Here is a 7,878-nt window from a genome sequence, read left to right on the forward strand (position 1 = left end):
TCTGAGTCAGCATCAGTATCAGCGAGCCAATCAGCATCATTGAGCACATCGGCTTCAGCATCAGCTTCTGTATCAGCGAGCCAATCAGCATCATTGAGCACATCAGCGTCTGAATCAGCATCAGTATCTGCGAGCCAATCAGCGTCATTGAGTACATCGGCTTCAGCATCAGCTTCTGTATCAGCGAGCCAATCAGCATCATTGAGCACATCAGCATCTGAATCAGCAAGCGTATCTGCAAGTCAATCAGCATCATTGAGCACATCAGCTTCAACATCACTTTCTACATCTGTATCACAATCAGCATCTAACTCTTCATCAAATTCTGAAAGTGAAAAACCTCAAGGTGAAGTTATTATTACTTATATCCGTGAGAATGATGGTAAGGAAATTAAAGTCCAACGTCAAGATACTCCTAAGTCAGACTACAACACGCCTTATGACACTACTGAGAACGATGAACAACCTAAGTACATTGAGTTTGAAGGTAAGAAATACGAACGTGTACCGGCTGGTGATTATCCGGTAGGTAAAGTTGATAGTGAAGGACATCTTGAAACTTCTGATCCAATCAAAGGTAAAGTAGAAAAACCAGTTTCTAAGATTACTTATGTTTATAAAGAGGTTAAAGAAGATCCAACGAAACCTAAAGAAGGTGACGTAATCATCACTTACGTAGACGAAAATGGTAAAGAAATTCAAAAACCTCGTCAAGACACACCAAACTCACCATATGACACACCATATAACACAACTGAGGAAGGTGAAAAACCTAATACTATCAAGACTCCAGACGGTAAGACATACAAGATCGTACCGAAAGGTGACTACCCAGTAGGTAAAGTTGATGGCGATGGACACTTGGAATCATCTGATCCAATTAAAGGCAAAGTTGATAAACCACGTTCAATCATCACTTACGTATACAAAGAAGTGAAGGGTGACGTTTACGTTCACTATAAAGACACTGAAGGTAACACAATTAAAGATGATGTCACTGACGAAAAAGATCAACCAGTTGATAAAGACTACGATACAGTAGTAGACAACCGTCCAAAAGAAATCCAATACAATGGTAAGACATATGAATTGGTACCAGCCGGTAACTACACTGTAGGTAAAGTTGATGAACAAGGTCACCTTGAGTCATCAGATGCTACAACTGGTAAAGTGATCGAAGGACGTAAAGACGTTACTTATATCTACAAACTTAAAGAACAACCAACTCAACCTAAGGGTAGCGTATACGTACACTACAAAGATACTGAAGGTAATACCATTAAAGAATCAGTAACAGATGAGTTAGACCAACCAGTAGGTAAAGACTACAACACTGTTGAAGATAACCGTCCACAATACATTAGATTCGAAGGTAAAACTTACGAAATCGTACCAGTTGGAAACTACACAGTTGGTAAAGTAGATACTCAAGGTCACCTTGAATCAACAGACCCAACAACTGGTAAAGTGGTTGAAGGACGTAAAGACGTTACTTACATCTACAAACTTGTCGAAGAACCTGTACAACCTAAGGGTAATGTATACGTTCACTATGTAGATGAAAATGGTAACACAATCAAGACTTCAGTAGTGGATGAAAAAGACCAACCAGTAGGTAAAGACTACGATACAGTTGTGGATAACCGTCCTAAGACAATCACAACTGCAGATGGTAAAGTCTATGAATTGGTACCACAAGGTAACTACCCAGTAGGTAACGTTGACGGTGAAGGTCACTTGACAACAACTGACCCAACAACTGGTAAAGTTATCGAAGGTGATAAGAACGTTACTTATGTTTACAAACTTGTGAAGACTCCAAACGTTCCAACACCAAACACTCCAGTGCCACCAACACCAACACCAAATACTCCAGTGCCACCAACACCAACACCAAATACTCCGGTAGATCCAACACCTAATAAACCAATGGATCCAACACCAAACACACCGGTAGATCCAACACCTAATACACCAGTGAACCCAGTTCCTGAGCAACCAGCTAAACCAGCTCCAGCTCTTGAACAACTTCCAAATACTGGTGAAACAGGATCTGTAGCTTCAGCTCTTCTTGGAGCAGTTGCAGGGGTTGCAGGGGTTGCAGCACTTGGAAGCCGCAAAAAAGAAGATGAAAAATAATCTTCTATCCTAATTTGATTCGGTCATTTCAGGTATGTGGGAAATGAAAAAGGATCCAAAAAGAGAACCTCCGGGTTCTCTTTTTGTGTGCTGTTTTTTATGTTAAAAACTAGTCTTAATTAGTTACTTTTGGGGAAAATTAGTGTATAATAACTCGATATCTTATTTTTAAGGAGCGGACATGTTTTTCAAACGTTCGAAGGGTGATTTTCGCGAAACGGAGCGAATCACACGTTATAAATTAATCAAATCAGGAAAGAATTGGGTACGGGCATCTGTCTCGCGGTTAGGCCTATTTCGTGTCATGCGAGGTGGTGTAGATGAAAATATCGTGGTTCAATACGAAGCATCATCACACTCTATGCCTGCGGATCTGGTTAAAGGGATGGTTGTGCTAGGGGCTCTGGCTGGGGCGACAACGGTTGCCAATCCAGTATTTGCTGAGGAAAATGAAATGAATGCGACTGTTGGGTCTGAAATCAGCCCATCGACCGGTGTGGTTGGACAAGATAGCTTTGTCTTGGGAACGACGTCTACCACAGACTCTGTGTCAGCGAATCACTCCATGAGTGAATCCATCTCATTTTCAGAGTCAGCTAGTGAAAGCGTCTCTCTATCTCAATCGGTATCTTTGAGTGAATCTCATCTTGTCAGTGCTTCAGCGAGTCCGTCCACTTCAGAAATCGCTAGTAGCACTCTCTCAGAGAATGACGCTATTCATGTAGCTACTTCTGAAACGAGTGAGAAAGTAGCAGAGGCTCAAAACACTCGCTCGGAAGACCAGGTGAAGCGTCTGCAAGTTTTGGCTTTGGATTTATACACCTATCGTGCGCAGGCTTTGGAAATTCCTGGGACGGAATCTGCTATTGAAAGTGGAGATCTGGCTTTAGAAGCAATTCGTACTGGTTTGTCCAATCCGGCAATCCAAATGGATGCCGTAGAAAGTCAAGCTAAGAGTGCTCGGAACCGCTTGGTCAATGCGGTGCTTCGTGCGACATCTGGCCAACGGGATCCACGTAACGGGAATCGTATAGATGCTGATACCAGTCTCCGTGCACCCCAGTATAATTTAGGGCCAGCCAACAATGCCTTGATTTCTGTTTATAACTCTGATTACATTAATCAGGCTTATAATGTTGTGGAAACCATTCCTACACGAAATAGTATTAAGAGCATTGGCTACGCTTCTGGTAGCGATCGTGTGAATGGCATTTATGTTCCGCAAACATCGGCCTTGAAAAATAGTGCAGTTGCCTTTAATATCATGGGGACTGTTGGCCAGACAGAGGTTGTAACGCCTGGTAAAATTTATAATGTTTCTTTTGTAGTGACCAATACGGCTAAGCAGTCAGTGACACGAACGCTACGAATCCAGGTTTTGCCGCAAAATGATGGCATTCGTAATCCGATTACGGATGTGACGACAGCGACTTTTGTCAATGATACTACTAACTTGGCCCAGGCTGAAAAAGAGAAGATTTGGGAAGCGTTTAAGACTGCTAACCCCAATATTGCCACTTCAAAGGACTTTAAATCTTATTCCGTTTCATCATCTGGTGTGGTGACCATTACCTATAAGGACAATACTTCTAATGATGTGACCATGCCTGTGCAACGTCTCGCACCTCCTACTGTAGAGACACGCTTACTGGAGAAAGCCTACACCCAAACGCCTGTAACAGTGACCGGTGCTGAGCCTGGATCGACCGTTGTCTTGTATAACAATGATGATGAAATCGGAACAGCAGTAGCGGATGCTTCTGGACAAGCGATCGTAACACCAAATGCTCCCTTGCAAACGGGTGGAGTAACAGCTAAGGCTCGTATTCTGTATGGTGACCATGCAGTTTATTCCGATGCCAGTAACATGGTTGCTGTAACAGATGCCACACGTCCTGAAGTGACGGCTAAGTTGACCGTCAATGGTGTGGAACCGAAATCAACCCCTCTTGAAGGTGGTGGGAAGAATTATATTATTTACGCTGGTGATGATGCGGTTGTGACCTTTACAGCTACTGATGATAGTGGCAAGTTGAAAGAAATGAAAGTCGTTGCAAGAGCCGATTTGAATGACAATGCCTTGAACGGGAATTTCTTTGGTGGCAGCCAGTATGGAACAGGTGATATTGCTCCTATCACGGGTGATATTACGGCTACCAGTGCGAACCCTGCAACCATCACAACGACCATTCATTTGAAGGATGATCTTTACCATACCTACCGAAATACATGGCAACGCAACGTCGCGGCTATTGACAATGCCTCCAATATGAACCGTCCAAATGGTTTGGGTGAGATTCGGATTACTCAGGGGCGTCTCGCTGATCGTACACCAGGTGTGGCGCCGACAAGCACTATTCAGGTGACGAGTCTAACAGCATTGACAGATGCAGATAAGAGCAAGGTGATTGCAGCTGTGTCGGCGGTCAACCCAGAGGTGGCCAACCGGATTAAGTCCTATACGGTTAATAGTGATGGTACAGTCACCATTACTTATAAAGATAGTACGACCAATGTCGTAGCGGTGAAACTGTCAGATAGCGATCACAGTCAGTCTGTATCAAACAGTCAGAGTGCGTCTACGAAGACTTCGCAATCGATCAGTCAGTCTTTAAGTACGAAGCAATCTCAGAGCGTATCGGCTCAGCAGAGCGTTTCATTGAGCCAGTCACTGAGTTCAGTTCGCTCGCAAAGTTTGTCGGCTTCACTGAGCCAATCAGCATCGGCAAGCGCATCCGCTCAAGCAAGTCTATCTCGCAGTCAATCGTTGAGCAAGGAGGTTTCTCAATCTCAATCCGCTTCAACGAGTCAATCTGTATCGACAAGAAAATCTGAATCTGTGAAGGTATCGGAATCAGCTTCTGCAAGTGTCAGTGCCTTGCAGTCTGCTTCGGTATCGGCGAGTGTATCCAAGGTGGTTAGCCAGTCTGTCTCAAGTTCGACATCCGCTTCAACGAGCGCCTCTGTTTCAGTGAGTCAGTCAGCATCAGCATCGCTTTCACAGTCGGTATCAGAGTCACTAAGTCAATCGACTCGCGAGTCTGCTTCAAAATCCGTAAGCCAATCGCAATCTGAGTCTGCATCAGTATCTTTGAGTGAGTCCGCTAGAAAATCAGCATCGTTGAGCACTTCCGTATTAGAGAGTCAATCAGCCTCTAAGTCGGTGTCGGTTTCAACTTCTGAGTCGGTGTCGACTTCCGAATCAGTATCTGCATCTGAGTCAGTATCGACTTCCGAGTCAGTCTCAACATCTGAATCAGTGTCAACATCCGAGTCAGTATCGACTTCAGAGTCATTGTCAGCCTCTGAATCGGTGTCAACCTCCGAATCAGTATCGACTTCTGAATCAGTTTCAACGTCCGAATCAATCTCGACCTCTGAGTCGGCATCAACATCCGAATCAGCTTCTGCATCTGAGTCAGCGTCAACGTCTGAGTCGGTTTCAGCATCTGAATCAGTATCAGCATCCGTGTCAGCGTCAACGTCTGAGTCAGCCTCTGCTTCTGAATCAGTGTCTACATCAGAATCAGTATCGACGTCTGAATCAGTTTCAACGTCTAAATCAGTGTCTGCTTCTGAATCAGTCTCGACATCCGAGTCAGCATCTACATCAGAATCTGTATCAACGTCTGAGTCAGCATCTGCGTCCGAGTCAGTATCAACGTCTGAATCGGTTTCTGTATCAGAATCAGTGTCAGCCTCTGAGTCAGCATCAGTCTCTGAGTCAGCATCAGCCTCTGAGTCAGTTTCAGCCTCTGAATCGGTATCGACATCTGAGTCAGTATCTACGTCAGAATCAGTCTCAGTGTCCGAATCAGTATCAACGTCTGAATCAGCGTCAGCCTCTGAGTCAGTATCAACGTCCGAATCAGCGTCAGCCTCTGAGTCAGTCTCTACGTCCGAATCAGTGTCAGCGTCTGAGTCAGTTTCAACGTCTGAATCAGTGTCGACATCCGAGTCTGTATCAATGTCCGAATCGGTCTCAACCTCCGAATCAGTCTCTACGTCTGAATCAATCTCGACATCTGAATCATTGTCAGCGTCTGAATCAGTGTCAACGTCTGAGTCGGTTTCAACATCCAAATCAGTGTCGACCTCAGAATCGGCATCTGCATCTGCATCCGAATCAGTGTCAACATCCGAATCAGCGTCAGCCTCTGAGTCAGTTTCAGTCTCCGAATCGGCATCAACATCCGAATCAGCTTCTGTGTCTGAGTCAGTATCAACATCCGAATCAGCTTCTGCGTCTGAGTCAGTATCAACATCCGAATCTGCATCTGCTTCTGAATCACTCTCGACATCCGAATCAGTATCAACGTCTGAGTCAGTTTCAACGTCCGAGTCAGTATCAACATCCGAGTCGGTTTCTGTATCTGAATCAGTGTCTACGTCTGAATCGGAATCGACATCCGAATCAGTTTCTGCATCTAAGTCGGTTTCTGCATCCGAGTCTGTCTCAACCTCTGAATCAGTTTCAGCGTCTGAGTCAGTTTCAACATCAGAATCATTCTCAGTCTCTGAATCAGCCTCTGCGTCCGAGTCAGCGTCAACTTCTGAATCAGCGTCTGAGTCAGCGTCAGCCTCTGAGTCGGCCTCTACGTCTGAGTCGGTTTCAGCCTCTGAATCAGTATCAACATCCGAGTCAATTTCAGCCTCTGAGTTGGTTTCAACGTCTGAATCAGTCTCAGCGTCTGCATCGGTTTCTGTATCAGAATCAGTGTCTACGTCCGAGTCGGTTTCTGTATCAGAATCAGTGTCAACGTCTGAATCAGTTTCTGTATCTGAGTCAGCATCAGCCTCTGAGTCGGCCTCTACATCAGAATCAGTCTCAACCTCTGAATCGGTATCGACGTCTGAGTCAGTCTCAACATCAGAATCAGTTTCAGAATCCGAGTCAGTATCAGAAAGTCAGTCAATTTCAACGTCTGAATCAGTGTCAGCGTCTGAGTCGGTTTCAACGTCCGAATCAGTATCAGCGTCTGAGTCAGTTTCAACCTCTGAATCAGTATCGACATCTGAGTCAGTCTCAGTCTCTGAGTCAGTATCTACGTCCGAATCAGCGTCAGCCTCTGAATCTGAGTCGGTATCAGCATCAGAATCAGCCTCTGCTTCTGAATCAGTTTCAACATCAGAATCAGTCTCAGAGTCCGAATCAGTTTCAACGTCTGAATCGGTTTCTGTATCAGAATCAATCTCGACATCAGAATCATTTTCAGCATCGTTGAGCACTTCAGTATCAGAAAGTCAGTCAGTTTCTACTTCAGTTTCAGTCTCAACATCTGAGTCAGTTTCAGTCTCTGAATCATTGTCAGCATCGTTGAGCAATTCAGTATCAGAAAGCCAGTCAGTCTCTACTTCGGTTTCAGTTTCGATGTCAGTATCTGTATCTGAGTCAGCATCGACATCGGAGTCAGTTTCAACGTCCGAATCAGTGTCAGCGTCTGAGTCAGTATCAACATCCGAATCAGTCTCAACCTCTGAGTCGGTCTCAGCATCCGAATCAGTTTCAACGTCTGAATCTGTGTCGACATCCGAGTCAGTTTCTGTATCTGAATCAGTTTTAACGTCTGAATCAGTGTCTGCATCTGAATCAGTATCTACATCTGAGTCAGCATCAACCTCTGAATCAGTCTCAGCGTCCGAGTCAGTATCGGCATCAGCCTCAGTCTCAACGTCTGAGTCGGTATCAGCGTCTGAATCAGTATCAGCCTCTGAATCTGTATCTACATCTGAATCAGT

The 7,878-nt window shown here is 44.7% G+C and carries 2 protein-coding genes; both read left to right on the forward strand.

The window, feature by feature from the left end:
- Positions 1 to 2,139 (forward strand): MucBP domain-containing protein (locus tag K1I56_RS09805; protein WP_317627952.1); only part of this gene is annotated, 2,139 nt, incomplete at its 5' end.
- A gap of 181 nt (positions 2,140 to 2,320) precedes the next feature.
- Positions 2,321 to 7,878, forward strand: a 5,558-nt coding sequence (locus K1I56_RS09995) for an accessory Sec-dependent serine-rich glycoprotein adhesin (RefSeq protein ID WP_317627953.1), incomplete at its 3' end; no start/stop codon positions are given.

This window comes from Streptococcus parasanguinis, from assembly GCF_019929185.1.
Classification (GTDB): Bacteria; Bacillota; Bacilli; order Lactobacillales; family Streptococcaceae; genus Streptococcus; species Streptococcus parasanguinis_O.